This window comes from Methanothrix soehngenii GP6 (assembly GCF_000204415.1).
GTDB classification, from domain to species: domain Archaea; phylum Halobacteriota; class Methanosarcinia; order Methanotrichales; family Methanotrichaceae; genus Methanothrix; species Methanothrix soehngenii.
This window is the reverse complement of record NC_015416.1, coordinates 2,800,109-2,824,186: the sequence shown is the minus strand read 5'-3', so window position 1 is coordinate 2,824,186 and position 24,078 is coordinate 2,800,109. Positions and strand designations below refer to the sequence as shown.

Annotated in this window: 27 protein-coding genes, 1 tRNA gene and 1 pseudogene; 12 read left to right on the top strand and 17 right to left on the bottom strand. The window is 51.5% G+C overall.

The features are described from left to right. Positions 1-5 precede the first annotated feature (5 nt). The 5 genes from MCON_RS14175 to MCON_RS14155 form a co-directional block, all read right to left on the bottom strand. Positions 6-1,613, bottom strand: coding sequence for a helicase HerA domain-containing protein (locus tag MCON_RS14175; RefSeq protein ID WP_013720622.1), 1,608 nt, complete (start codon positions 1,611-1,613; stop codon positions 6-8). A gap of 416 nt (positions 1,614-2,029) precedes the next feature. Then, positions 2,030-3,883, bottom strand: coding sequence for a hypothetical protein (locus tag MCON_RS14170; protein WP_157863844.1), 1,854 nt, complete (start codon positions 3,881-3,883; stop codon positions 2,030-2,032). 419 nt (positions 3,884-4,302) lie between these two features. Continuing rightward, on the bottom strand, positions 4,303-4,773 hold the full coding sequence (locus MCON_RS14165) for a GNAT family N-acetyltransferase (protein WP_013720620.1): 471 nt from the start codon (positions 4,771-4,773) through the stop codon (positions 4,303-4,305). Continuing rightward, positions 4,770-5,159, bottom strand: coding sequence for a DUF2111 domain-containing protein (locus MCON_RS14160; RefSeq protein WP_048132620.1), 390 nt, complete (start codon positions 5,157-5,159; stop codon positions 4,770-4,772). Before MCON_RS14160 ends, MCON_RS14165 begins: the two co-directional genes overlap by 4 nt. A gap of 41 nt (positions 5,160-5,200) precedes the next feature. Then, a complete protein-coding gene (locus MCON_RS14155; protein WP_013720618.1) occupies positions 5,201-6,376 on the bottom strand; it encodes an argininosuccinate synthase in 1,176 nt (391 codons plus the stop codon). A 140-nt stretch (positions 6,377-6,516) separates the two neighbouring features. Between MCON_RS14155 and MCON_RS14150 the strand changes: the two genes are divergently transcribed. From MCON_RS14150 to MCON_RS14135, 4 genes are read left to right on the top strand one after another with little or no spacing between them, the layout of a single operon-like run. Further along, positions 6,517-7,638: a radical SAM/SPASM domain-containing protein gene (locus MCON_RS14150; RefSeq protein ID WP_013720617.1), complete on the top strand. Its 1,122-nt coding sequence runs from the start codon at positions 6,517-6,519 to the stop codon at positions 7,636-7,638. 52 nt (positions 7,639-7,690) lie between these two features. Beyond that, complete coding sequence (locus MCON_RS14145; protein WP_013720616.1) at positions 7,691-8,329, top strand: Era-like GTP-binding protein; 639 nt, start codon at positions 7,691-7,693, stop codon at positions 8,327-8,329. 20 nt (positions 8,330-8,349) lie between these two features. After that, positions 8,350-8,694 carry a DUF2073 domain-containing protein gene (locus tag MCON_RS14140; RefSeq protein ID WP_013720615.1) on the top strand — a complete coding sequence of 115 codons (345 nt, stop codon included), beginning with the start codon at positions 8,350-8,352 and terminating at the stop codon, positions 8,692-8,694. Next, positions 8,695-9,111 carry a Zn-ribbon domain-containing protein gene (locus tag MCON_RS14135; protein ID WP_013720614.1) on the top strand — a complete coding sequence of 139 codons (417 nt, stop codon included), beginning with the start codon at positions 8,695-8,697 and terminating at the stop codon, positions 9,109-9,111. It abuts the gene before it with no gap. Positions 9,112-9,128: 17 nt separating this feature from the next. On the opposite strand, the gene MCON_RS16505 is transcribed toward MCON_RS14135, so the two are convergent. The 3 genes from MCON_RS16505 to MCON_RS14125 all read right to left on the bottom strand — a co-directional run bounded on the left by MCON_RS16505 (position 9,129) and on the right by MCON_RS14125 (position 10,864). Further along, entirely contained in the window at positions 9,129-9,281 is a 153-nt protein-coding gene (locus tag MCON_RS16505; protein WP_013720613.1) for a hypothetical protein, read from the bottom strand. A 78-nt stretch (positions 9,282-9,359) separates the two neighbouring features. After that, positions 9,360-9,770 carry a hypothetical protein gene (locus tag MCON_RS14130; RefSeq protein ID WP_013720612.1) on the bottom strand — a complete coding sequence of 137 codons (411 nt, stop codon included), beginning with the start codon at positions 9,768-9,770 and terminating at the stop codon, positions 9,360-9,362. Between the two features lie 293 nt (positions 9,771-10,063). Further along, positions 10,064-10,864: a hypothetical protein gene (locus MCON_RS14125; protein ID WP_013720611.1), complete on the bottom strand. Its 801-nt coding sequence runs from the start codon at positions 10,862-10,864 to the stop codon at positions 10,064-10,066. A 290-nt stretch (positions 10,865-11,154) separates the two neighbouring features. On the opposite strand from MCON_RS14125, the gene MCON_RS14120 reads away from it, so the two are divergent. Together MCON_RS14120 and MCON_RS15770 are read left to right on the top strand one after the other, a co-directional pair. Beyond that, the gene (locus tag MCON_RS14120) at positions 11,155-13,464 is read left to right on the top strand and encodes a DEAD/DEAH box helicase (RefSeq protein WP_232844299.1); all 2,310 of its coding nucleotides are present in this window, start codon (positions 11,155-11,157) and stop codon (positions 13,462-13,464) included. Positions 13,465-13,608: 144 nt separating this feature from the next. Beyond that, the gene (locus MCON_RS15770; RefSeq protein ID WP_013720609.1) at positions 13,609-13,794 is read left to right on the top strand and encodes a CxxC-x17-CxxC domain-containing protein; all 186 of its coding nucleotides are present in this window, start codon (positions 13,609-13,611) and stop codon (positions 13,792-13,794) included. Between the two features lie 102 nt (positions 13,795-13,896). Here the strand turns inward: MCON_RS15770 and MCON_RS14110 are convergent, their stop codons facing one another. From MCON_RS14110 to MCON_RS14100, 4 genes are all read right to left on the bottom strand, one after another. Then, positions 13,897-14,637, bottom strand: coding sequence for an MBL fold metallo-hydrolase (locus tag MCON_RS14110; protein ID WP_013720608.1), 741 nt, complete (start codon positions 14,635-14,637; stop codon positions 13,897-13,899). 9 nt (positions 14,638-14,646) lie between these two features. Continuing rightward, the gene (locus tag MCON_RS14105; RefSeq protein ID WP_013720607.1) at positions 14,647-14,955 is read right to left on the bottom strand and encodes a DUF504 domain-containing protein; all 309 of its coding nucleotides are present in this window, start codon (positions 14,953-14,955) and stop codon (positions 14,647-14,649) included. A gap of 65 nt (positions 14,956-15,020) precedes the next feature. Further along, entirely contained in the window at positions 15,021-15,182 is a 162-nt protein-coding gene (locus MCON_RS16360; protein ID WP_013720606.1) for a hypothetical protein, read from the bottom strand. A gap of 76 nt (positions 15,183-15,258) precedes the next feature. Beyond that, entirely contained in the window at positions 15,259-15,588 is a 330-nt protein-coding gene (locus MCON_RS14100) for a hypothetical protein (protein ID WP_157863843.1), read from the bottom strand. 174 nt (positions 15,589-15,762) lie between these two features. Here MCON_RS14100 and MCON_RS14095 point away from each other — a divergent pair. From MCON_RS14095 to MCON_RS14085, 3 genes are all read left to right on the top strand, one after another. Further along, positions 15,763-15,852 (top strand) — tRNA-Arg (locus tag MCON_RS14095). A gap of 277 nt (positions 15,853-16,129) precedes the next feature. After that, positions 16,130-17,107 carry a Vms1/Ankzf1 family peptidyl-tRNA hydrolase gene (locus MCON_RS15405; RefSeq protein ID WP_013720604.1) on the top strand — a complete coding sequence of 326 codons (978 nt, stop codon included), beginning with the start codon at positions 16,130-16,132 and terminating at the stop codon, positions 17,105-17,107. Continuing rightward, positions 17,097-17,942 carry a hypothetical protein gene (locus tag MCON_RS14085; protein ID WP_013720603.1) on the top strand — a complete coding sequence of 282 codons (846 nt, stop codon included), beginning with the start codon at positions 17,097-17,099 and terminating at the stop codon, positions 17,940-17,942. Before MCON_RS15405 ends, MCON_RS14085 begins: the two co-directional genes overlap by 11 nt. A 51-nt stretch (positions 17,943-17,993) precedes the next feature. On the opposite strand, the gene cofH is transcribed toward MCON_RS14085, so the two are convergent. The 3 genes from cofH to MCON_RS14070 all read right to left on the bottom strand — a co-directional run bounded on the left by cofH (position 17,994) and on the right by MCON_RS14070 (position 20,521). Beyond that, positions 17,994-19,055 (bottom strand): 5-amino-6-(D-ribitylamino)uracil--L-tyrosine 4-hydroxyphenyl transferase CofH, encoded by a 1,062-nt coding sequence (cofH, locus tag MCON_RS14080; protein ID WP_013720602.1) that lies wholly within the window; start codon positions 19,053-19,055, stop codon positions 17,994-17,996. A 61-nt stretch (positions 19,056-19,116) separates the two neighbouring features. Continuing rightward, positions 19,117-19,653 carry a methyltransferase RsmF C-terminal domain-like protein gene (locus tag MCON_RS14075; protein ID WP_052297594.1) on the bottom strand — a complete coding sequence of 179 codons (537 nt, stop codon included), beginning with the start codon at positions 19,651-19,653 and terminating at the stop codon, positions 19,117-19,119. Then, positions 19,616-20,521, bottom strand: a complete 906-nt coding sequence (locus tag MCON_RS14070) for an NOL1/NOP2/sun family putative RNA methylase (protein WP_013720600.1) — start codon at positions 20,519-20,521, stop codon at positions 19,616-19,618. The genes MCON_RS14075 and MCON_RS14070 overlap by 38 nt, the downstream gene beginning before the upstream one ends. Before the next feature lie 128 nt (positions 20,522-20,649). Here MCON_RS14070 and MCON_RS14065 point away from each other — a divergent pair, with 128 nt between their 5' ends. After that, the gene (locus MCON_RS14065) at positions 20,650-20,877 is read left to right on the top strand and encodes a TRAM domain-containing protein (protein WP_013720599.1); all 228 of its coding nucleotides are present in this window, start codon (positions 20,650-20,652) and stop codon (positions 20,875-20,877) included. A 24-nt stretch (positions 20,878-20,901) separates the two neighbouring features. Continuing rightward, positions 20,902-21,129 carry a TRAM domain-containing protein gene (locus tag MCON_RS14060; protein ID WP_013720598.1) on the top strand — a complete coding sequence of 76 codons (228 nt, stop codon included), beginning with the start codon at positions 20,902-20,904 and terminating at the stop codon, positions 21,127-21,129. A gap of 18 nt (positions 21,130-21,147) precedes the next feature. On the opposite strand, the gene MCON_RS14055 is transcribed toward MCON_RS14060, so the two are convergent. Beyond that, positions 21,148-21,864, bottom strand: a complete 717-nt coding sequence (locus tag MCON_RS14055; RefSeq protein ID WP_232844297.1) for an RNA-guided endonuclease InsQ/TnpB family protein — start codon at positions 21,862-21,864, stop codon at positions 21,148-21,150. A gap of 124 nt (positions 21,865-21,988) precedes the next feature. Here MCON_RS14055 and MCON_RS14050 point away from each other — a divergent pair, with 124 nt between their 5' ends. Continuing rightward, positions 21,989-23,305, top strand: coding sequence for a hypothetical protein (locus MCON_RS14050; protein ID WP_048132615.1), 1,317 nt, complete (start codon positions 21,989-21,991; stop codon positions 23,303-23,305). On the opposite strand, the pseudogene MCON_RS14045 reads toward MCON_RS14050, so the two are convergent. Beyond that, positions 23,292-23,993, bottom strand: a pseudogene (locus tag MCON_RS14045) (RNA-guided endonuclease InsQ/TnpB family protein); the annotation flags it as partial. The gene MCON_RS14050 and the pseudogene MCON_RS14045 overlap by 14 nt on opposite strands. Between the last annotated feature and the right edge of the window lie 85 nt (positions 23,994-24,078).

Sequence of the window (24,078 nt, the reverse complement as noted above, 5' to 3'; positions counted from 1 at the left end):
TTGACTCAAGCCCTGCCGAAGACCTTTTTCAGCAGCCCGCCGCTGCTCTGGCTCTTCTTGCTTCGAACTGGCTTCTCGTTCCCAGAGCTTTCCGGGGATTGAGGCCTTGATCGCTTCTCCAGAGCTCTTGCTGGCTGGACGGAGGAGGCTTTCGCCTTCTCCCGGGATACTATCTCGGTGCTGACCCCGCCGTGCCTCGATTTTCTCGGTCGAATGTTGACAGTGATCGGCCTTTCTATCTCATTGCTCACCAGCATAGCCACACCAGCGGGCAACCTCTTGATCTCTTCCTCCAGGTCAGTGGTCATGCCCTCCAGGCCCTTGCTTAACGCCTTGAGGTCATTGGGATTGGTTACCCTCATAATGATCTGGGTGTTGCACTGAGATATGACGTTCTTGTCCACCCTGGCCGGCCTCTGGCTGATGATCATCAGTCCCAGGCCGAACTTGCGCCCTTCAGCGGCAATGGTGCGGACGATATTGGTGGATGCCGCATTTCCTGTCCCCCGCTCGGGAATATAGTTATGCGCCTCTTCCACCACCACCATTCCAGGAGAGATCAGCCTGCGCTTTCGGGCCTCGAAGATATCGGTCAGCAGACGGGCGACGATCATGGCCTGAAGCTCAGGTATGATCCCAGTCATATCGATAACTGCCGCCCTCCCAGGCCTGAGCAACTCGTCGCATGGCGTCGCCGTACCGGAGAAGAGCCCCAGCTCCAGGAGAGACTCCAGCTGGCCCACCAGATTCCACTTCACCTTGGAGTTGCTCCTCACCACCTGCTCTATGATATCCTCCAGGGTGTAGGCATCCGTCTCCGCTCTCAAGGCGCTGATGGCCTCATAGAGCAGTCCCAGCTGGCCGCTGCTGCTGCTCTCATTGGGAATCATCTTCGCCACCTCTCTTGCCGAGAGGTTCAATGAATTGAAGCGAAATGGCCTGTCCGCCCTGGGATTCATGGCCATCTCCCCTGGAGTATAGACAGTGATATCATATCCCCGGGGCTTGACCTTATATTTGCTGAAATCGCCCACGTTGTTCGGCTCTTTCATGGAGGCGTACTCCCCATGAGGATCGATCACCAGCAGTGCCACCTTCCTGTCCAGGAGCTCTTCAAGTATCACAGCTGCTGTATAGGATTTTCCCGAACCGGTCTTTGCCAGAACGCTACAGTGCTTTTGCACCAGGGTATTGGCATCCATCTCCACCCGGATATCGTAGCCTTTCAGCATGCCTATGTACATGTCGCCTTTAGATAGGCCGAGGGTTGCCTTGATCAGCTTCTCATCGGCCAAGAATACCGACTCTCCAGGGCGGGCTGGGCTGGTGGGGAGGCGCAGCTTGCCATTGCTTTCCACGCCAATCACCCTCGACTCAGCGATCATCATCTCTCTGGAGTCGTAGTTCCTGGCTGCATCATTGAGCTGGTTTACGGTATAAGCAGTGTTAGACCTTTTTATGTCCTCAATCTGGGCTAAGATCCACTCCCTGCCATCTCCTTTGGCTTTTATGTATGTGCCCCGTCCAACCTCTTTACTTATGAGAAACTTAAATGCAGTAGGTGTGGTCTCACCAACGATTGTGCCCACAGATCCCTTGACTATCGACCTCAAAGACCATCACCGCGTTCGTGCGCTTCCATGCGCAACACATTCTTCAAAAATTTTCCATTTCCCCCATTGCTATAAACCAGGATTTAATAGAGATCTGGAAGTATAAAAAGATTAGTCCGGATCATTGATGCCCATGTCTTGCATACTATAATTATAAAACGGAGATGTGGACCGATCCCTCTCCTTCCGACATGAGAGTCGTATCGGCTACAGGATGCGTATTCTTATTGCAGGGATGGCCTGATCGGCGGTCTTCTTCGCCGGTCCAAGATTGCTCTTTGCCGGCCTATATGCATACGGCGATTCCAAGAGGAGAATTGATGCCCGCAGAGCCCCTTAAGGAAGAGAAAAAAGACCGACTGGGCCAGATCATGACCCAGCTTCTATTTCATCGCTCGATAGTATTCGCCTGCTATTCACGACTTGTTTGGAGGGACTATTCCCTTCACCAGCCCGCTGATCAGGGAAAATCCTGTCCCATTGGGAGCGGTTTGAGTGGGCGTGACCACAACTGTCCAGTATCCCTCGGCCGGATTTCTCAGGAAGTAGTAGTTGTAGTTGGAGCCGGTGAGATGCAGTGCATTCTCGTCGCCATCCTGAACAGATAGAGTGGTCCCATTGGGCTGAATTAGAGTTAAAGTGAATGGGCTGCTGTTCGCAGGCCAGGAGAGACCTACCATCTCCGCCCGATCGAAGATATTCTGGCTGTCCGGAAGCTGGTAGACCTTGCTCATGCCCATCTGTCTTGAGAACCGGATGCCCGATCCGCTTGAGAGGGCGACACCATTCTCTACCTGCAGTGCATCAAGGGCAGTGACTGTATGATTCCAGGGGAGAGTAATTACCGTCCCGGCGCTTATGTTATAGGATTTTGTCTGAGGAGTGGCAGCACTAGTTGCCGCGGCTTTTGATATTGCCGCGCTCGGTACAGCAACTTTTGGTGCTGATACGATAGGTGCAACCCTGTACGGATAGTAGTTGACGGGATAATAGAAATCGAGGTAGGGATAGTGGTAGTCTGCAGGCAGATGGTGGCTATATGGGTTGCAGTAATGGCGGTATGGACCGCATATCGGCACATGAACACAACCGCGGGACTTATCGCAGTAGTCCTTGGTCCAGGGATTGCCATCATCGCATATCAGCGGCTTGAAGACCGGATTGCCATTTTCGCATTCCACTGTGCAGTAGTTGTTATCATGATTTATCTCCATATTCTGGCATCCTGCGAGCTTATTGCAGGAGTCCTCGGTGCAGGGATTGCCATCGTCGCAGTTCCTTGGGCTATGCACGCATGCCGTCCCGTTATAGGAATCGATGGTGCATTTGTCTCCGTCATCGCAGTTTATCGGAGAATGAACGCAATCCCCCTGATAGCAATAATCGAAGTTTGAGGGTATATTGTCGTTACAGGTCTTCGTATAATGCATGCACTTGCCATTGACGAAATGGTCATCGGTGCATGGATCGCCATCATCGCAGTCTGAAGCTTGGGTGTAGTTGGAAGCCACCATCAGATGCCCATCGGCTGCGCTGGAATTCTCAGAGGTTTCATTCCCATTTGAGCCAACACTACTGCAGCATTCCTGAGCGCTGTCATTGATGCAGTCGCATATTGGGGACAGGGAGATGATCTCGGTTTCATTGCCCTCATCCTTGGTGTTGACATCCATCTCTAAGCTACCACTCTCATTCCCTTCTTGGGTGAAATTCTCCTCTTGGGTGGCATTGCCATCTGCATAATTCTCCAAATTCGGCTGAATGGCAGAAAGGGTTTCATTCTGAGGCGTTAGAAAGCCGGCATCAAACCTGTCCGGCTGAGAGGGGCAACCGCAGTATGAGCGAACATCCTCACTGGCATCATCACAGTTCACCGGATCGTTAACGCAGCCCATTGCCCCACAACTATCGGTAGTGCATGGATTGGAGTCGTCGCAGCTTACAGGATCGTGCATGCAGCCCGCCAGACTCGAGTAATCGCTTGTGCAGGGATTGCCATCATCACAGTTTACTGGATCGTTAATGCAACCTGTTGCTGTGCAGTAATCGGTGGTTAGGGGATTGCCATCGTCGCAGCTCACAGGATCATGTGTGCAGCCTGCAGGGCCGCTATAATCGATGGTACAGAGATTGTAGTCCTCGCAGATTATGGGAGCAGGAGTCTGAACCTCGCCGGTCCCCTGGAACTGCACTCCCATGGTGGCATTGTAGCCACTTGCATTCCTACCCATGCTGCCATTGAAAGTCTCGCCGGAATCATCATATTCCATGAATGAGTCCTCAAAGCAGCTCTGAGGAGTATGCTCGCATTTCGTTCCATTGCAGAAGTCCTTGGTACAGGGATTTCTGTCGTCACAGTCTCCGCACTGGGCCGAGACGCTACTGGGAATCAGCAGCCCACAGAGAATGAATGTTATTAGATATTGGCAAAGCTTGCCTTTAGTATATTCTTTTATCACACTTCACACCCCGAACTTCTTTTGCTCTCAATCTCATTTATATCTAATTTTCGCTCTCTCCGATGTCTATACTTTTCAAGAACCTATATAAACGATTCAATAGCAGATCTGAATCCTGATACCCAGTTTATCGGTAATCCAGGCCAGCAAGCACTACCATTAAACTAATAGAGTCTCAGATTTAGGGCTAAGCCCACCAGAGAAAGAATAAGCGGCATTTGAGATAAAAGTCATGCACTATCAATTCCAGGCAGCGAGCTTAAAGGCTGCAGGATCTTCCACATCCGCACAGCATGGCATCCCCGGCCGTAGTAGTTCCGGACAATCTCCCTTTCCCTGTACCCTGCCTTGCGGTAGAGCTCGATAGCCTCTGGCTTCTCCAGGGAGGCCTCCAGGCGAATAGCCCTGGCACCCATCATAGCGAGCCTCTTCTCCAGGGACAGCAATAGCTCTTTGCCAATTCCCCTCCTTCGGTAGCCGGTATGGACATCCAGAGTGTAGACCGCTCCTGCATTCCCGCTGTTATATCCGATTATGAATCCCAATATCTGATCCTCAGGCTCACAGGCGACTATCGCCACTGCATAACGGATCAGGTAGGCAAACATCCCCGGCGGAAAGGCTGTATCATCCGGAAAGCAGAGCGATTCGATCTGCACCATCTGTGGCAGATCCTTTGGCTCTGCTTTTCGAATCCTCATTTTTTCTCAGGAGCCTTCCCTCTAACCTGAGCTACTACATCAGCATAGGCCCCGAAGACTTCTGGGATATCGATCGTTCCAATCACATCCACTATGCCGATGGCGGCAACAGTCCGTCCCTCCACCACTATGGGTGCAACTGATACTGGAACGCCCTTAAAGGCACCGCTCTTTGGAATGGTTCGAATGGCCTTCCCGGTTCTTATGACCTCTTCCAGGATGGGGCCGGTATAGTTCCCATCCACGACCTTGCCGTTCTCCACCCGAACGCCTGGATATTTCAATCCTCTCATGGTTACAGGAAGCCGAACGATCTCATTGAGGGCTATTGCGAGATCTGCCAGATCCTCATATCTGGCCTCTTCAGATATCACCAGTTTGGACATATCGGTATTGTATGGAGGCGATATCAAATAAATGCTCTCCTTTACCTTCCCTTCCTCTTCAATAGCCTGGCTTGGAAGCCATGATACTTGGCAAAGCCCTCTGCATCCTTTTGGCTTAAAGTTTGGGAATCGAAGGAGACCATATCCTGGGAATAAAGGGCATCCGGAGACTGGCGGCCTACTGAAATGGCGCTGCCGCAGAAGAGCTTTATCTTTACCGAGCCGTTCACCCTCTTTTGGGACTGGTCAACGAAGGCATTCAGGTCGGCATAGAGGGGATCCTCCACCAGGCCCATATAAGCCAGCTCAGACCAGAATTCGTCCACCATGACCTTGAAGCGGAGCTCATTGCGAGATAATACCAGGCGCTCCAGATCCTTATGGGCCGTCAGGAGGATGGTGGCCGCAGGATGCTCATAATTCTCTCGCGCCTTCAGCCCCATAACCCGGTCCTCGATCATGTCCGTCCTGCCCACGCCGTGCTCGCCGCCGATCTGATTGAGCTTCTCGATCAGCTCCATGCCGTTCATCTGCTTTCCATCCAATGAGACGGGCACGCCCTCTTTGAATCCGATCTCAACTATCTGGGCGGACCGGTCAGAGCTAGGGGTCTTCGTCCAGCCATAGATCTCCTCCGGCGGCTCGAAGTAGGGATCCTCGAGCTTTCCCCCTTCAATCGACCGAGACCAGATGTTCTCATCGATAGACCAGGGCTTATCTTTGGTCACAGGCACATCGATGCCGTGCTCGCGCGCATAGTCTATCTCCCACTCGCGAGCCAGGTCCAGCTCTCTCATGGGAGCTATCACCCGACAATCCGTGGCCCTGAATATGGCCTCGAAGCGGAGCTGATCGTTGCCGCGGCCGGTGCATCCGTGGGCCAGGTTCTTTATCCCCAGCTTATCAGCAATCTCCGCCGATTTGCTGGCGATGAGGGGACGAGCAATGGCCGTTCCTAGAACGTATCCCTCATATGAGCCGTTGGCCTTGATCAGGGGGAAGAGGCATTTCTCCACGAACTCCTCCCTGGCATCTATAGTATAATGCTCATCTGCCAGCTGCTTTGCCCTCAGGTTCCCTCGTTCTATATCCGACCTTGGTTGGCCGACGTCCACCAGAACGGTAACTATTTTATCAAATCCGTAGCGCTCCCGGAGGAGAGGAATGCAAACCGATGTATCCAGGCCACCGGAATAGGCCAGTACAACTTCAGACACTTTGTCAACACCATTTTGGTATAGGAGGATGGATCGATTTAATCTTATCTCTTATAATTCCAGCCGGCTCTCTAAATAGCTTCATCCAGGCCCTTCCTCTGGGCGATAACTCTATAACTGCACTGAGAAAAGGGGTTCCAATGACCCAGCTTATCAAGACGCCCGCTCTTTGTGTGGACTTTGATAGGGACGCTCGGGCCCTGCAAGCCCAGGGCGCCCTGGCGCGAATGATCCAGCCGGTTTTGAATATGGTAAACCAGAGGCTAGAAGAGGAGAAGCCTGCCCAGGTCAGGCTGAAGGATCTGGTTGCCAGCACCTGGCTTCCACCCATTCCCAGCGGCCCATTCAAGAGGCTGCTGGTAAATGAGGCCAAGACCGCAATAGGAAGACCTGTACCCCAGACCGTCTCCATTGAGGTCACCAGGAGCTGCGGCGCCAAATGCGACCACTGTCTGATAAAAGAGGGCGAGGGTGAACTGAGCTCGGAAGAGATCAAGAGGGTCATCGACCAGGCCCTGGATATGGGAACATGTATCATAACCTTTACCGAGGGAGATCCTCTCCTCAGAGAGGACATCTTTGAGTTGATAAGGCATGTGGACCCGGAGAAGGCAGTGGTTAATCTGTTCACCCCAGGCCTGGAGATGACAGTGGAAAAGGCAGTCAAACTCCGAGAGGCAGGGCTCTATAATCTGATAATCGGGGTCTACAGCATCAATCCTGAGGAGCACGATCGAGTGAGGGGCGTTGCAGGCGCTCATGCCAAAGCACTGGAGGCGATTCGCATTGCTCTTGATACCGGCCTGTTGGTAACCATGTCCTGCCACATTCTCTCCGGCCAGGTGGACAGGATAATGGAGCTTTATGAGCTGGCCACAGAGCTGGGGGTCCAGGAGCTCTCCGTTTGGGAGGGCATGCCAAAAAGCCCTGAGCAGGCTCTCACCCAGATCGAGAGGGAGAAGATCATAAACATCTACCGCAAGATCAATTCCACACCAGGTGGTCCCCGTCTTTTTGCAAATACCTATTTCGAAGGCCAGATGCTGGGGTGCATGGCGGGAAGGAGATGGATGCATGTGGCAGTTGACGGCAGGGTCAGGGCCTGTCCATACATGCAGGATAGCTATGACGATATACGCGAGGTATCGCTTAAGGACGCCTGGAAGAGGTTGCGCAGCAGCGGCCAGTTCGATGGCTTTGTATCCTGCTGTCCGGCCCAGGGCATCCATGCTATCTCTCCATCAGACAAAAAATATAGATAAGACATGGAAAATTATTAGTACAGATATGTCCTAGTCTGATCTGAGGTAGTATATGGGTTTCATGAGCAGCTTCAGGGAGAACCTTGGAGGCTGGATAAGAAAGATCTTCAAGAAGAAGAGGGCCAGGATCGGATTGTATGGCCCGCCTAATGCCGGAAAGACCACTCTGGCCAATCGAATACTAAAGGATTGGAGCACAGGAGATGCTATTGGAACGGTCTCTCCGATTCCTCACGAGACCCGCAGGGCGATGAGGAGAGAAGGGCTTGTCATCAATGCCAATGGATCTAGCATCGAGCTGGATATAGTTGATACGCCGGGGATGGCGACAAAGATCGATTTTAAGGAGTTTATGGCCTTTGGGCTCTCAGAGACTGAATCCAAGAAAAGAGCCAAGGAGGCCACGGAAGGGGTTATAGAGGCCATCAAATGGTTAGACGACCTGGATGGTGTATTGTTGGTTATGGACTCGACCGAAGACCCCTACACCCAGGTCAATGTGACAGTGATAGGCAATATGGAAGCGAGAAAGTTGCCTCTTCTTATTGTGGCCAATAAGATGGACCTGCCCAATGCTTCCCCCTCCAGAATCAGCGCTGCCTTTCCCCAGCATTCCATCGTCCCAATCTCTGCTTTAGAGGGATCGAATATAGATGACCTTTATCAGGCAATCGCGACTCACTTTGGGTGATCTTGATGAGAGAAGTGCATATGGACCTAATCTCCGAGGAGAAACTGGAGAATATGACATCTATGGAGAAGATCAGGCTCATCCTGGACAAGGTCAAAACGGGAAAGATCGTGGTCCTTGAGAGCGGCCTGACTCCAGATGAGGAGGTGCGACTCATCGAGATGACCATGACTGAGATCAGGGTGGATGAGTTTTCAGGAATAGAGATAGAGAGCTACCCATCCAAGAAGGGAGGATCGTTTTTAGATCGGATCTTTGGAAAGGGCCTCAAGGGGAGGATGACAGTTATCGGCCCGGCAAATCAGATCCATACCATTGAGAAGGATGAGTTTCAGATCAGAACAAAGGTCTCTGTGGGGGATTGAATGCCTCACATCTGCACCCGATGCAATAGCGTATTCGAATCGGGTGAGGATATCCTCAAAGGCTGCCCATCCTGCGGCTGGAAGAAGTTCATGTTCGTGCGCAAGATGCCGCAGGGCGGGGACATATCTTCCGTCTCTCAGGATCGGATAATATCCAGGGCGATGGGGGTAAGGATGCCTCCCAAAAAAAGAGAGAAGCCCCTGGCCATAGATAGGGATGAGCCATCGATAAGGGAGTTTGGCGACGGGGAAAAACTGGAGGGTGAAAAGCTAGAGAGCATAAAGATAACAGCGCCAGGAACCTATGAGTTGAATCTGCCATCCCTATTCGAGAGGGAGGAGCTTATCATGGCAGTCAAGGAAGGAACTTATTTTATCGATCTTACATCTGTATTCAGAAAAAGTAAAAAGGATTGAGAGATGATCTTTGCAGGTCAATCCTGCGATATACGGATCTCGATTACCTTCCAGTTCTCATCTACTCCTCGCAGAGACTGGGCCATGGCAGCTGCTGTATTGCCTATGATCTCTTGAGGGAACTCGCTCAATGGAATCTCTTTGCCGTCCACCTTCAGCTCTACAGTCATCTCAATCGCATTCCTTAGACTTTCTTCAGCCTTTGAATTTTATTTGATGTTAGATTATATCAATAAGAATTATATCTTTCAGGCTCCACCGAATATGGCTATTGGAGGGGTGTAGACGGAATTACCGGATGAGACTGCCTGGGGGAGAGTGAACACAGTGCTTCCTGCTACATTGCTTGTATTGGTATTCCTAACAGCGAACATGGGCGTGATGGTGATAGGCGTTGCGCCCATTAAGGCAGTTGCGGGCACCGTGGACACCGCCTTCTTCCCAAGGGTGCTGAGATCCATTACATTGCTTGTTATATCGCTTCCCAGAGCAGCAGGCGCAATCGTGGGCATGGTGGGAGAGAGCTGGGGCAGAGAGATAGCATCTACCTGGGGTTTTTTGCCTAATGTACTCAATTCGATGACATCCGCAGCGCTGGCAGCGGCCATAATGCCCAATAGGAAAGCGCTGGCAGCGAAGATTGTGAGAATTGACTTCATTTATGAACCTCCTTTCAGAAAGGGTGTATACCCTATGATTTCTCGTACATGGGCTTTTACCATTTATTCTTTTTGCCTATTCAATAAGAGGCTGCACTCCTCTAATCCATTATCAGTATGCTGCCGTTACACAACACTAATATAAATCATAATATGATAATTATATAAAATTAAGAATGACGATACTAATTGGAAAATGAGACTATTATAGGGAAATGACGGAAAGAGAAAATATGAAATCCTGTCCGATGACTAGATACTGAAAAAAAAATATAAAGACTGCTGGATCTTATCTAGCAGTCTATGCCGTCGCAAGGCGGATGTCTGTCCCTTTCGGGCACGGGATTCTCATGGAACTTGATGAGCTTCTCGGCCTCGAATGTTCCTGTGAACATCTCGTGGGCCTTTATGTCCTTGTAGAATATCCTGTGCCATGTGGCATCCGTTCCCCATGTGCCGTTGAAGCTGTTCTTGGTCTCCAGTCCGATCAGATGGGCCGGATCGTATATGCCGCTAGCAGAGGTCATGAGGGCTTCTACCTCAGAAGTGTTTCTCCCTGCTGCCTTGAGCTTTTTGATCAGATCCTCTGGGCTGACATTATCCTTGGGCTGATAAGGCGTAGTGGAGACGAAGAAGCTTGTCTCGTCCTTCTCCATCTCATTTACCGAGAACATCTCCTGGACATCAGCTCCAATGCCGCCGTAGAAAGCCTTGGAGTTAATATATTTGCCTCCGGTAAGAGGAGTGGCACCTTGATAGGTCATCTTTGTGGTCTCAAATAGATTGAAAGCTGACGCGTTGCCGCCGTTGACCGAGGAGACATTTCTCTTCAGCTTCTCTGCATTTTGTGAGTAAGCATGCTCTGAATCAAGCTCCAGATCACCATCTCCAGCCATGGTATTGTAGTATTCCAGGGCTATTTTCTTATCAATTATTGACGTGCTGACGTCGATTATGCCCGATCCGGAGACCTTTTGACTCTCACAGAACTGTTCATACTGCACTGGTGGTACCAGTGGAGGATTAGCAAGCACCGTGCCGCAACCCGCAAGGGCAATTGCTAACACCAATGCTACTATTACTACTCCCTTCATTTCTTTTTTCGCCCCCTATTCTTGAATCTTTTATTTTGAGCTTATTTAGCCAAATAGTTTAATTTGGCTTAATTCAAGTATCTAACTTTTATATTATATAAATTTAACCTTTGAACTTTATGGCTAACCAAGCAAGCACTTGATACACGATCAAAGCACAATTGTATGAGTTGATGATCTCAGTGGCTTGCTCCATTTAGTCTACCACCTATCTTTAAAAAAATTAAATATAATCATATCTAATAATCATATCTAATATAATAATATCCAATACAACAATATCTAATACAATGACCATTAAAAGATCTATTATGTCCACCTATCTGGAGCATCCACTCCTGAAGCCGCATACAGTAGAAAAGAGGCTCTTCCAGATGGACCTGGCTGCCTCCGCCCTTAAGTCCTCCAGCTTGATAGTGGTTCCCACGGGTCTGGGCAAAACGGTCATCGCGCTCATGGTTCTTCTCGCCCGGCTGGACAAGGGACGGGTCCTCTTTCTTGCCCCCACCAAGCCTCTGGTGGAGCAGCATGCAGCCTTCTTACGCCGTGTGCTCAAGGATGAAGGTGAGGTGACTATGATGACCGGCGAGATGATGCCAGAGAAGAGGAAAGCAGCCTGGGAAGCTGCGCGAATTACAGTATCCACTCCCCAGGTGATAGAGAACGATCTTCTCTCCCGCAGGATCGATCTAGAGGATATCTCCCTGATAATCTTCGATGAGGCCCACCGGGCGGTGGGAAACTATGCTTATGTCTATATTGCAGAACGCTATGCTCGAGAGGGGACCAATCCTCTGGTCCTGGGGATCACCGCCAGCCCAGGCAGCGAGAAGGAGAAGATCGCCGAGATCTGCACCAACCTCTCTATAGAAAATATCCAGACCCGTTCGGAGAAGGACTCTGATGTAGCGCCTTTTGTTCACTCCAAGCAGATCGAATGGGTGAAGCTGACCGTTCCCAAGGAGCTACTTGATATCAGAACGGCGATAGAGGAGGTGCTGAGAGATCGAATAGATGACCTAAACCGCCTGGGGATCAGCCCGGTGAAGATCGACCCCAGAGCCACAAAAAAGGAGCTCCTCGGCCTTCAGGCCATGCTCATGTCCTCAGCTAAAAGACAGGCCAATCAGGCCACATTCAAGGGCATATCCATCCTGGCAGAAGTTCTCAAGCTCTATCATGCCATAGAGCTGGCTGAGACCCAGGGCACAGAAGCTCTGCTCAAGTACTTCCAGCGGCTGCAGGGTGAGGCCATCTCCCGCAGCGGCTCGAAGGCCTCTCGCCGGATTATGGAGGATTCCAAGTTCCGCCAGGCCATGCAAGCCCTGGAAGATCTGCAGGTGGAGCATCCCAAGCCTGCCATGGTCAGGAAGATACTGACCGAGCAGATCGAGGCCAAGCCCGAGTCCCGGATCATGGTATTCACCAATTACAGGGACACCGCCTCTGCCCTCATCCGATTTTTAAAAGAGGATCCCAAGATCAAGGCCGTTCGCTTTGTGGGCCAGTCCAGCCGGGCAGATGATGAGGGCCTGAGCCAGAAGAAGCAGGCTGAGATCCTGCAAAGGTTCAGGGCAGGGGAGTACAATGTCCTCATCGCCACCTCGGTGGGAGAAGAGGGAATCGATATTCCGGCCACTGATATGGTCCTCTTCTACGAGCCGGTTCCTTCGGAGATTCGCAGCATTCAGCGCAAGGGCAGGACGGGGAGGGCGAGGAGCGGAAGGGTGGTGGTCCTGATGGCCAGGGGCACTCGGGATGAAGCCTACTACTGGATTAGCGACCGAAAAGAGAAGACAATGAACAAGCAGATGCGAACTCTGAGCGGCCAGGCTTCCCAGTCACCCTCGAGCAGCTCCAAGGATTTCCTTCCCCGCCAGCTGGAGATAACCGAAGATAATCCAGAAAGGCAGAACAGGAAAGGGCAGGAGAGCCTGGTGGATTGGACAGAGGCATATGAGGAACGGGACAAGATCTATGTCGACCCCAGAGAGCGTGGAATGGCCAGGCTTCTGGAGGGGAGAGGATTGGAGGTCACCCTGAAAAACCTGGAGGTGGGCGACTATGTGGTAAGCGATCGAGTGGCGATCGAACGCAAGACCGCCCAGGATTTCGTGGCCTCGATCATCGATCCGGAGAGAAACCTCTTCCGCCAAATAGCAGATCTTGCCCGGAGCTACGAGCGGCCGGTCTTGATCCTGGAGGGAAGGGACCTGTATTCCCGCCAGGTGAGCGCAAGCTCCATTCAGGGAGCATTGACTTCGGTGGCTGTTGATTATGGGGTGCCCATCATTCCCACGGAGGACCAGGAGGATACGGCATCTGTCATCACCATGCTCGCCGCTCGGGAAAGAAGGGCAGGGCATGAGCCCAAGCTGCATGGCCACAAGACCGCCAGAACGCTAAAAGAGCAGCAGGAGTACCTCATATCCGCCATTCCCAGCGTGGGGCCGTCGGTGGCAAGAAAACTCCTCCGCCACTTTGGGTCAATTGAAAAAGTGATCGCTGCCAGCAAAGAAGAGCTGCAAGAGGTGGACATGGTCGGGCCTAAGATCGCTGAGCGCATCCGGGAGCTGGTGGGAGTTGAGTACAAGGGATGAGATTAGTGTTAACCAACAAGTATATAAGGCAATTAAACCACTCTGATGATGCTGCATAAGCGTCGCTTCAATTGAGTTTGATGGGATGTTTTGTAGTATGTAGGATCGATTCACGGAATCGATGCCAAAGGTAAGTGAGTTTAAATGGAAAGATATGGAAGCGGAAGCAGAGGCGGCTACAGCAGCGGCCCGAGAGAGATGCACGATGCCACTTGCGCAGAGTGCGGAAAGGCATGTCAGGTTCCCTTCAAGCCCGATGGCTCCAGGCCAGTTTATTGCAGCGACTGCTACCAGAAGCATAGACCAGCCAGACCACCCAGAAGATACTGAACTGGGAAATCATCCCTTTTGGGGATTGCTGTATAAGCGGGGTTATTTTTTAAGCCCTGCAAGGCAAATTTTTAGAAAGTTTTTTCGAATTTTTTGATATCTTCAAATTTGCAGATTCAAGCCATCCGTTCCCACGATTATGTCCTGATAGTCCTTTACCGATGCCACGGCATCCATACGCTCCTGAATGCTTCTGTACCTGCCTGCATCGAAATGGGTTAAGGCCAACCTTTTGGCTCCTGCCCGCCGGGCGATATCGGCTGCATCCTGGGGATTGAGATGTGGCCAGGCAGGACTTGACTCTCCAGGCTTATGGGAGCATTCAGCTATCAATAGGTCTGAATCACCTGCCAGATGAACTGCGCCCTCGCAGATGCCCGTATCTGGACAGTAGGCGATGATCTTTCCCTCCAGATCGAAGCGATAGCCGAGGGTGGGAGAGGCATGAAGCAGAAACTCACACTCCAGGGCGAAAGGCATCTTATAGGGCCCGGGCAGAAGCTCGCCAACTTCAACCGGATAAGGGAGCTTTTCCAGAGGAACGGTGAAAGGGTCATTGACTATAGTGTTCAGAACCTCCCTGGTGCCCTTCTGGCCGAATATCTTCAGCCCCTGAGAGAAGTGAAACTTGTTTAATATATGCAGCCCCTCAATGTGATCCAGGTGAAAGTGGCTCAAGAAGAGATAGACAGGAAGATCGTCATCGATGTACTGGTCTGCCTTGCTGATGCCGTTCCCCGCATCAAGGATTATGTGATACTTTTCGGAGTTGATCAGGGTACATATGGTGTTCCCGGTGTCGCTGTCATACCAGCCGTTTGTTCCTAGAAAGATTATCTCCATCTATCTGCCTCATTGGGTCAATAGGTCAGCATTTGCCTTTGCGGTCTTCTCTTTGGCCCCAAAATTTTCTGCATCCCTTTTCTCCCATAACGGCTCTCCCTGATAAGAGATGCGCCTGATGCGGTGAATGGGTATGAATTTCGTTTTCAGATCCGACCTGATCTCCATGATCCCCGACTCCAGGCTGATGATATCCTCCCCCTTGACCAGGGATATGTCTCCCGAAGCACCCCGATCCAGATACTCTATACTGGCTTTGGACAGATCATACCCAGGATCATGAATGAGGCGGAGCAGAAGGGCGTAACTGGTCCTCATCTCAATCCACTATCTGCTTCGCATGCCTTCTGCTACCTTCTGCGTCATCTATGCTGGCCCGCTTGCTATCCTGTCCGCCAGGCTCCATCCTTCAGATCAGGATGGGGGATCGTGCCTTCATAGCCGCACATCTTGCAGCAGACCTTTACCGTCAGTCCATCTATGCTCTGGGCGTTCGCCACATATCCACATCTGGGGCAGTTGGTGAGAAAATGAGTTCCTGGCATCAGATCCTCCTTGGCTTATTCTTTTTCAGCACTATCTGGCATCTACAACCAACGCTTATTCTGCACGATTCTCTTTCTATTCAGCATCTCTATCCTCAGCCCTGATGCCTGCACCGGCAAGCTCCGCTCGGATCAGCTCGTTTAAAAGGCCTGCCCGGATCTGCTGGGCATAGTTCCATAGATCGGGGCCGCATTTGCCGCAGTCTTTAGACGATTCCTCCAGGATTCTGACCAGATCGAGTAAAGATCGGTACATCAGAGGAGCAGCGTCCTGGAGCTTCAGTTCAAAGGGGCTCAAGATCCCAGATTTCGAAATCAGCCGGCAGTCTCCCTGCCTCCAGGCCATGCAGCCCCCGTCGAGGCATTCCCTATCCACAAAAGGGCAGGCTTTATTAAGGGCAGACAATTGCAGTTCACCATTCCGAAAGCTGAATTGAGATGACTGTATGGTATATTCGTGCTTTGAGATGTTAGCTTTTTCCCTGGCTTTGTTCAATTTTATTTAACATGGATCTTGCCCTTACAGTCGACCTTAGCGGGAAAGCTTAATAGCCTAGAAGCAGTGACTACCTCATTTGATGGGCTCGTAGGGTAGTGGATATCCTAGCGGGCTTCGGTGGCTATTTGTCGAAGATACCCGCTGACCTGGGTTCGAGTCCCAGCGAGTCCGTTATTTCTGCTTTGAATTGGCGACAGACTCTTTTTGTAAAAGGATTTTTAAAGAGGAAGTTGAGACGAAATGACCAGATAAGAAATAAAAGGCTCTTCAATGAATTATGTGGGTGAGTTCAGGCAAAGAATATGGCCTCTGTTCCTCAGCGTCTCTGTGGTTGGGTCAATGCATCGCGGTTCACCACAGAGGCGCGGAGGCACAGAGAATATACGATTAGAGTTCATCCATACCAAATAGCGAGGAGCCAACTAAAAATTAGCTTGGAGGGCGTGAGTTGGTTGACCTTTTCGGCAAGAAGAAGCTGGAAGATCGCATAAGCGAGCTGGAAGAAGCCATAGCGGTTCAAGAGCGAGAGAAGGAAGAGCTGGTGCGCACTCTCCAGAAGCGCGAGGAGAAGATAAAGAGGCTTACCAGCGCCAACCAGGAGGCAAACCTGGCTCTAAAGGCCATGGAGCAGAAAACAGCCACAATGGTGGCTTCGTCCCCAGAGAAGACGGAGACGGAAAGACCCAAAGCAAGGCTCCCTGAAGCCTGGATGCCGGACAATAGGGAACTGGACCTATTGATTCAGAGGCTCCAGGGATTCCTATCACCCAGGGAAGATCTGCTGGTTTACGCTTTTCCTGGCTCTCTGCCCAAGGACGCGGATATTCCGCCGCAGATCAGAAGAGTAGCGATGGAGATCAAATCCCAGAGGGGCGGCATAATCATATATTGCCCCCAGCTTTTTGCCCTGCAGTTCATTCCTCCCTTTCCCATCAAAGAGAGAATATCGTGGGAAGGAAGTTCATTTCAGCTCTCTTGGATTGAAGAGATGATGAACACTCCTGCCCTGGTTGTATCAGCACACGCGGGAAGCACCTTCCTGGGAGTGGCCTTGAGCAGGGAAGGCTTCGCAGTAAATGAAAAGGTAGAAAGCCAGGTGAAGGAGAAGCATTCCAAGGGAGGATGGAGCCAGAAGAGGTTTGAGAGGTTGCGCGAGGAGGACATAAAAAACCACCTCGATGCCGTCCAGGAGAAGCTCGCCGGTCTTCAGAGCAAATACGGAAGCATAGTGAAATATGCAGTCCTGGGCGGTGAGGAGGGGCTCATCAGACAGATAGCGCCCTCAATAAGCCTGCCTCTGGTGGAAAGGAGGCTGAAGCGGCATGACGAAAAGGATCCGGATTCGCTTTTAAGAGAGGTTTACGGCTTCAAATGTTATCGAATTGATATAAATGTGATAGAGGCAGAGAGGAGCAATGCTATCTGAGAAAGACGAAAACAATCTAGATCTAAAAGAAGATCCAGAAGAGCTCTCTCGCTCCTGGGACTGGCATGTGAGACGAAAGCTGGCCTGGAATTCCGATACCTCTGAGGATATCCTGAGCTATCTCGCCCGGGACCAGGTCCAGTGGGTGAGAGAGGCAGTAGCGGGCAATGCCTGCACCCCGTCCTCGAACCTGGCCCAGCTGGCAGAGGACAGCTCGGGATTTGTGAGAGCGGCTGTGGCCCTGAACCGCCAGGCCACAAGCGAGATGCTGGAGTCTCTGGCCGGTGACGAGATGACCGACTACGACTCCACTCTGCAGAAGAATCGCTATCTTGTAAAGGAGGCAGTGGCAAAAAGCCCCAATATCAACCCCCAGACCCTGGAATTCCTCGCCCGCGACTCTGATGAGCATGTCCGGGCTTGCGCGGCATCCAATCCTCTGCTCACGGCTGAGCTGATGAAGAGGATGGTCAAGGATGTGAGCTGGCTGGTGAGAAACAATATCGCCCGAAATCCTTCCACACCAGAAGAGCTACTGGCCTACCTAGCTTTGGACAGGATCATAGACGTGAGAGCGACTGCCGCCCTCAATCCCCGCACTCCCGCAGAGTCGCTGGTCACTCTTGCCAGGGACAGGAGCTGGGAGATCAGAGAGGCAACAGCCCGCAATCCCAAGCTTGATGGAAAGCTCCTGGATGAGCTCGCGAGCCACTGGTCCTGGATGGTGAGGGAAGCGGTGGCAAAAAATCCCAATACACTGGCTGAGACGCTCGAGAGATTGGCCACAGATCCCGACCAGAGCGTGCAGAAGGCGGCCAGGAGTCGGGCAGATTGATGGAGCGTTTTTTCTCCACCACCATTCGAAGCCTGCCAGCTTTATCGGATGTCAAATCAGCTCATACAGAGTGGTCCTCTGCACAGCTTTTCGTCCACAGCTCTCGATCAGCTCTTTGATCTCCTCCGCCGAGATTCCTGGCTCCTCCTTGGAGTTGCGGGCGATTCTCTCGTCCATAAGCGTTCCCCCCAGGTCGTTTGCCCCCCACATGATGGCAGCTTTTGCCGCATCCCGCCCCAGTTTGGTCCAGCTAGCCTGGATGTTGGTGACGGCGGGATAGAGGGCGACCCTGGCCAGGGCATGCATCTTCAGCCGATCGAGGAGATCTGGCCCGGCAACAGTCCTTCCCAGCAGATTATTCTCCGGGATGAAAGGGAGAAGGACCAGCTCAGTGAACCCTCCTGTCTCATTTTGAATTCCTTTCAGTATCTCCAGGTGCTCCAGCCGATCTTCCATGCTCTCCACATGGCCGAAGAGAATGGTGGAGGTGGAGGGGATCTTAAGATGATGAGCGGCCACTATGATCTCCTTCCACTGCCCTGCATTCAGCTTCTCTGGGCAGATCTTCTGGCGAACGGAATCGACCAGGATCTCAGCTGCGGTACCGGGCATTGACCCCAGACCACTCCTCTTCAGCTCCTTCAGGCAGTCTTTCACCGGCACATTGGAGTTGCGAGACATATGCAGCACCTCCATGGGAGAGTAGGCATGAAGATGCAACCGGGGATGGCTGCGGTGGATGATCTCCAGGATGCCGCAGTAGTCCTCCAGGAGCATGCCGGGCGAGAGTCCTCCCTGCAGGCAGATCTCTGTAGCTCCCCGCTCCTCTGCCTCCCTCGCCCGGCTGAGGATCTCCTCAGTTGAAAGGCGGTATCTCTTGCTATGCTTAAAAGAGCAGAATTTGCAGCTTCCTATGCAATAGTTAGTGAAGTTGATGTTCCGGTTTATTATAAAAGTGACCTCGTCCTTGCCGCTCTTCTGACGCAATAGATTGGCCAGGCGGTAAAGCTTAAGAGGCTCGAACCAGAGCCTCATCAGCAGATCATGATCATTGCTGGGGCTTTTTGGAGAGAGGCAGGCTCTTTCCATCTCCGAGAGATCTGAGACGGTCAACGATTCTCACACTTCCCTGGTGTTAATATCAGTACGGAACTGCATGGCGATCTATATGGAATTATCGCATATCGATCGGCATCTCACTGGCCACTTCATCTTTTGCGTTCTGATCCGCGCTCTCTTCTGCGCCATTCTTAGAGCTCGCCATCCTCCGCTCTTTTGGAATCTGAGATACCAGCTTTCCATGCGAGTACAGACCGCATCCAAGCACCTCTCCTCTATAAAATACTACCACATAGCCGGATTCCGAGTCCGATTCAATGGCCAGGGTCTTGCCCTCCATGAAGCTTCTGGAATTCGCTGAATCCAGGTGGATGAGGTTCCTTGTGGCATGCCGGCCGAAGACCTGCAGGGCGCTGGTAGTCGGCTTCCAGGGCCGGTCTTTCAGGTTCATGATGCGCATTCCGATGGCCTCATAACTGAGCCTGGGGAGGATGGCCTCGTTGGCCGCCCAGACGCTATTCGCCTTTCGAAAAAAGATAAAGCCCGCGAAGGCAGATGGGGGGATACCAAACCGTTCCCCCCAAAGGTCCGCCACGAATGACGTATCCAGGGGCTCAAATATATTCCTGGCTCTTGATGAGCTTGGCGACAAAGAATCCTCCTGTATCATTGAGATGGGGGTAATAACGGGCTGTCTTCTCGACCTCATGGTTCAAGTTAATGCCGCCCCATTCAGTTATTCCCGGGCAGGCCAATAAACCCGGAATCGATATCCTCTCCAACCTGGCCGTTTCGAGGACGCTTTCTATCACTAGCTCGTTCTCCTCCGGAGCATAGGTGCAGGTGGAGTAGACCACTATGCCTCCAGGCTTGGTCAGCCTGATGGCGTTCCGGAGTAGGTCGGCCTGGAGCCTGTGCAGGTCCATCGACCTCTTGCTGCTGCTCTTGCACAAGACCCCCGGCCCTCTCCTCTCCCGGCCCTCGCTGGAACAAGGGGCATCCACCAGGACCCGGTCAAATTGAACGGGGCGAGAGGGAAATCTGCGGCCATCATAACGGGTGATAGCGACGTTCATGACCCCCAGCCGTTCGCAGTTCGAGCGCAATGGAGCGATTCTGGCCAGCGATGGCTCGTTGGCGATCACCCTTCCAAGGTTTTTCATCATCTGAGAGATCTGGCAGGTCTTGCTGCCGGGAGAGGCGCACAGGTCAAGGACCAGCTCGCCTGGCTGGGGATCGAGAACCAGGGGCGGGACCATGGATAACTCCTCTTGAATATGGATGAAGCCCGAGAGGTTCTCGACAAGCTTTCCCGGGCTCTCCATATCCAGCTTCAGGCCCAGAGGATACCAGTTGAAGCTCTGATAATCGATCCCATTCTCAGCAAATCTGTCCAGCAGGGCACATCTCTCGATCTTCAGGGTATTGATCCGGCAGGAGCTGGGAAGCGCCTGGCTCTGCACCGCCCGGAAACCATCGAAGTCCGGTATCAAATCCCTGTATCTCTCCAGCCATTCCATATTTCAGAAAGACTAGCATTCTAGCAGAAATAAATTGGCCTAATTGAGCAAAAGAATTTAATAGTCAGATGTCGAGGCCAAGACCAGCGCAAAACTGTTTTCTGGTTTTCGCGAAGGACGGTGAAAGCTTGTTCAGAGGTGAAACGGGATCTTCCAATGGCGGATCCGCTCCAGCTGTACCGGTTGCAGTGGGAGGAGAGTACGATGTCAAGATCGAGGACATTGCCCGTGAGGGCGACGGCATTGCCAGAGTAGATGGATTTGTGATCTTCGTGGCTGATACCAATGTCGGCGACGATGCCCGGGTCCAGATCGATAAGGTGATGAGGCGATTTGCCATCGGACATAAGGTCTGAATTGCTTTTCTAGTAGGATTGGTGATGCAATTGACAGGTTATGATACAGATAGGTCCTCTTTGAGCGCACCAGCCCCAGTAGAGGTTGGGGGAGAGTATGATGTCCATATTGAGGACATTGCTCGCGAAGGCGACGGCATTGCCAGGGTGGAGGGATTTGTGATCTTCGTGGCCGACACCAAAGTAGGCGACGACGCCCGGATCCAGATCGATAAGGTGATGAGGCGATTTGCCATCGGCCATAAGGTCTAACCGAAAATAAATAGTGAACTACCGCGTCCTGAAGGGCGCGGCTTCCCACGTCATCGCCAAAACTTGCATCACTGATATGTGATGTAGCGGTTTTGGCTCTATGGGCGCTAGGGGCTGTTCCATCCCTGTGATGAGTATGTTCCTGGAAGCATCGTAGTCTCGATCACATGAGAATCCGCAATAGGGGCACTCATGCACTCGTACCGACAGATCTTTCTTTACGATGCTTCCACAAGCAGAACACCTTTGAGTTGTATCTCTGTGATCTACTTTTATCAACTTTCGATCAGCACTTTGAGCCTTGTACGTGCAGCGGACTCCGTCAGCTGCTCCCCTGGACGAAGTCCAGGAGAAAAGCATAAATATGAACTTTGACCAGGATGCATCATGGATGCTGCGATGCATGCCATTATTATGGCCTTTCTCTTTTAGACCTTTGATATCAAGATCCTCAACACAGATGATATAAAATTTATTGACATAGGTCCGAGATAACTTATACAGGAAATCATCTCGTTGGCAGTTGATTCTCTTATGTAGCTTAGCGATTTTATCCTTGAGGGACTTATAATTATTGGCTCTTCGCTGAATTATGTGGGTGAGTCCAGGCAGAGAATATGGCCTTTTGTTCCTCTGTGCCTCTGTGGTTGGGTCAGAGCATAGCGGTTCACCACAGAAGGCACAAAAGACACTGAGAATTATGGTTCTTGATTGGCCTGGACTATGGCAAACCATCTCTCGCCTTCTCTCTTGACTATAACAACAACGTCCCGAATAACAATATTTATAACTAGTGTGTCCTGCTAGTCTATCTCGCGAGCCATGGCTCGAACCAAAGAAGCAACGGGATGGATTAGAAATGGAGCGAATAATTGGATTAATCCTTTTCGCTGCACTGGTCAATAGTGCTTCGGGACTGGATTTCCGGTATAACGAAACGCTGGACAGTCGAATGCCCGTTATTGAATTTCCAGAAACTGAGAATTCAGATGTATATGTTTTCCAGCAAGGCCAATCCATCATCGCCGAAACTGCCGACGGCAGGCAGATAGCCACTTCCTCCATCAAATCCGATGCATCGGGTCTATTTAAAGCAGCCATCGATGCCGTCCCTGATGGCGGCAGCTTGAACATTGGCAAGGGCCTTTACGTCCTATCTGCGCCCTATGCCGTCCCGCTATATCCCAATGGAAGCAACATTCTCTATTGCTGCATCCCTGTAATTGACAAATCCATGCACATCTACGGCGCGGGAGTGGATGAGACTATCATCCAGCTAGCCCCGAATCAACGCAATCTTTCGCGGCTCGTTGCCATGATGATCATCAGGGGGAGTGGGCCACTTTCCCCAGGTTATAGCGATTTTACAGTTGCCAATTTGACTTTGGACGGCAACCGGGCGCAACAAAAAGATGACCAACCACAAGATGGAGAGGCCCTAATCTTGGCGGGCTCTAAGCGAAGCAATGGAAAATACTATCGCCTCAAGTTAGTGAATTCGCATGGCTCAGGTATCTATTTGGGAAATAATGGATCAGGCAGAGAGAGGGATGCGGTGGTTTTCAGTGTGGTAGCCCAAAACTGCGGAGCGGAAGGCTTCATGCTGGATACCTGCCATAATAGCCATGTTTTGGATTGTGCAGCCTGGCATTGCAGAGAGGGGCTGTGCCTGCATGGAAATAACGACTGGAAGAGTAGATCAAAGGATCAGGTCTCAGCAACCAAGTTCCAAACCGATAGCCAGATAACCGTCTGGCAGGTGAACGACTTCACACTCAGCGAAATAAATATGGATTGCACACCAGCGACTGATGCCTATGGCCTCGTGGTCAGAGACGGAACCGGACAGGTGAGAAGATCAGTCCTGAAAAATGACAAGGCAAAGACCGATTCGACCGGAGGAGCGACGTATATCTATGAGTCCTCCCGGGTATTATTCGATGATTGCCAACTGGAAGGATTTTTTGGAATCCATGCTGTCGGGCGGTCCCATGTAGAGGCAAAGAACTGCCGACTAGTAGCACCTGGTGGGTGCTTCTGCACGACCGATCCAAATCCCGTTCAGAGCACCATCATCGCAGAGAATTGCGTCTGGTCTGGAAAAAAGGTAGTTTTGCAGGCGGGTGCTGCATTCCTCGAAGTTGAATGCGTGGAAGAGCAAACTACTCCGGCCTAAAGACCGGAGCTTTCAGTAGCCCTGAAAGGACTGCCTTGATGCTTGGAAGTCCTTCCGAGCCTCCAGGCCGGTCTACATAGCGGCCCAAGAAAGCTATATTCTTAGCACCATTGAAATCAGCATCGCCAGACCAACCACACACAGGACACTTGAAGCTCTTGCCATTCCTGATTCCATGCTCACCGCACTGATGGCACGTCTGGCTGGTGCATGCGGGGTCCACCTGAACCAGAGGAACACCCGCCGCGAGAGCCTTATAGCTAAGGAACTCCTTAAGCTGGTAGAAGGCCCAACCATTGACTCTTCGTCTATGGTTTTTTCCTGCTTTCTGGTTGACGCCTTCTCTAATTCCGGTTAGATCTTCCAGAGCTATCTTTGCAGGAATCTCCTGGGCTCTGGTCACAATGGCTTTGCTGATTTCGTGGTTGATCTGCCGTTGGTAGCGTGCTTCTTTGCCTGATAGTCGTTGCTGAAGCTCTCGGCATCTTCGCCTTGAACTCCTTGTACCTTTCACGGCTTTCTGTTGAAGAACAGCACGCATAGACGCATAATGATTCTTGATTAGCTTGATAGTCTTTCCGCCAAACTTCTGGCCTTCGGAGGTCACAGCTATATCAGTTATACCAAGATCGACACCTAGAACTGTATCAACATGTATCTGCTCCGGTGCTTCGCTTTGGTAGCGTATCATTTTTGCTGTAAAATTTGCAGAAATATCAGTAACAAGAACTGACTTGCTCTTCACGAGATAACAGCAAGTTATTTCTTCATGA

Excerpts from the sequence above, each read along its gene's own strand:
- MCON_RS14170 (WP_157863844.1), bottom strand. The coding sequence starts at position 3,883 with ATGGAATATGATGATTCCGGCGAGACTTTCAATGGCAGCATGGGTAGG.
- MCON_RS14165 (WP_013720620.1), bottom strand. The coding sequence starts at position 4,773 with ATGAGGATTCGAAAAGCAGAGCCAAAGGATCTGCCACAGATGGTGCAG.
- MCON_RS14160 (WP_048132620.1), bottom strand. The coding sequence starts at position 5,159 with ATGTCCAAACTGGTGATATCTGAAGAGGCCAGATATGAGGATCTGGCA.
- MCON_RS14150 (WP_013720617.1), top strand. The coding sequence starts at position 6,517 with ATGACCCAGCTTATCAAGACGCCCGCTCTTTGTGTGGACTTTGATAGG.
- MCON_RS14145 (WP_013720616.1), top strand. The coding sequence starts at position 7,691 with ATGGGTTTCATGAGCAGCTTCAGGGAGAACCTTGGAGGCTGGATAAGA.
- MCON_RS14140 (WP_013720615.1), top strand. The coding sequence starts at position 8,350 with ATGGACCTAATCTCCGAGGAGAAACTGGAGAATATGACATCTATGGAG.
- MCON_RS14135 (WP_013720614.1), top strand. The coding sequence starts at position 8,695 with ATGCCTCACATCTGCACCCGATGCAATAGCGTATTCGAATCGGGTGAG.
- MCON_RS16505 (WP_013720613.1), bottom strand. The coding sequence starts at position 9,281 with ATGACTGTAGAGCTGAAGGTGGACGGCAAAGAGATTCCATTGAGCGAG.
- MCON_RS14130 (WP_013720612.1), bottom strand. The coding sequence starts at position 9,770 with ATGAAGTCAATTCTCACAATCTTCGCTGCCAGCGCTTTCCTATTGGGC.
- MCON_RS14125 (WP_013720611.1), bottom strand. The coding sequence starts at position 10,864 with ATGAAGGGAGTAGTAATAGTAGCATTGGTGTTAGCAATTGCCCTTGCG.
- MCON_RS14120 (WP_232844299.1), top strand. The coding sequence starts at position 11,155 with ATGACCATTAAAAGATCTATTATGTCCACCTATCTGGAGCATCCACTC.
- MCON_RS15770 (WP_013720609.1), top strand. The coding sequence starts at position 13,609 with ATGGAAAGATATGGAAGCGGAAGCAGAGGCGGCTACAGCAGCGGCCCG.
- MCON_RS14110 (WP_013720608.1), bottom strand. The coding sequence starts at position 14,637 with ATGGAGATAATCTTTCTAGGAACAAACGGCTGGTATGACAGCGACACC.
- MCON_RS14105 (WP_013720607.1), bottom strand. The coding sequence starts at position 14,955 with ATGAGGACCAGTTACGCCCTTCTGCTCCGCCTCATTCATGATCCTGGG.
- MCON_RS16360 (WP_013720606.1), bottom strand. The coding sequence starts at position 15,182 with ATGCCAGGAACTCATTTTCTCACCAACTGCCCCAGATGTGGATATGTG.
- MCON_RS14085 (WP_013720603.1), top strand. The coding sequence starts at position 17,097 with ATGCTATCTGAGAAAGACGAAAACAATCTAGATCTAAAAGAAGATCCA.
- MCON_RS14070 (WP_013720600.1), bottom strand. The coding sequence starts at position 20,521 with ATGGAATGGCTGGAGAGATACAGGGATTTGATACCGGACTTCGATGGT.
- MCON_RS14060 (WP_013720598.1), top strand. The coding sequence starts at position 20,902 with ATGCAATTGACAGGTTATGATACAGATAGGTCCTCTTTGAGCGCACCA.
- MCON_RS14055 (WP_232844297.1), bottom strand. The coding sequence starts at position 21,864 with ATGGTTTGCCATAGTCCAGGCCAATCAAGAACCATAATTCTCAGTGTC.
- MCON_RS14050 (WP_048132615.1), top strand. The coding sequence starts at position 21,989 with ATGGAGCGAATAATTGGATTAATCCTTTTCGCTGCACTGGTCAATAGT.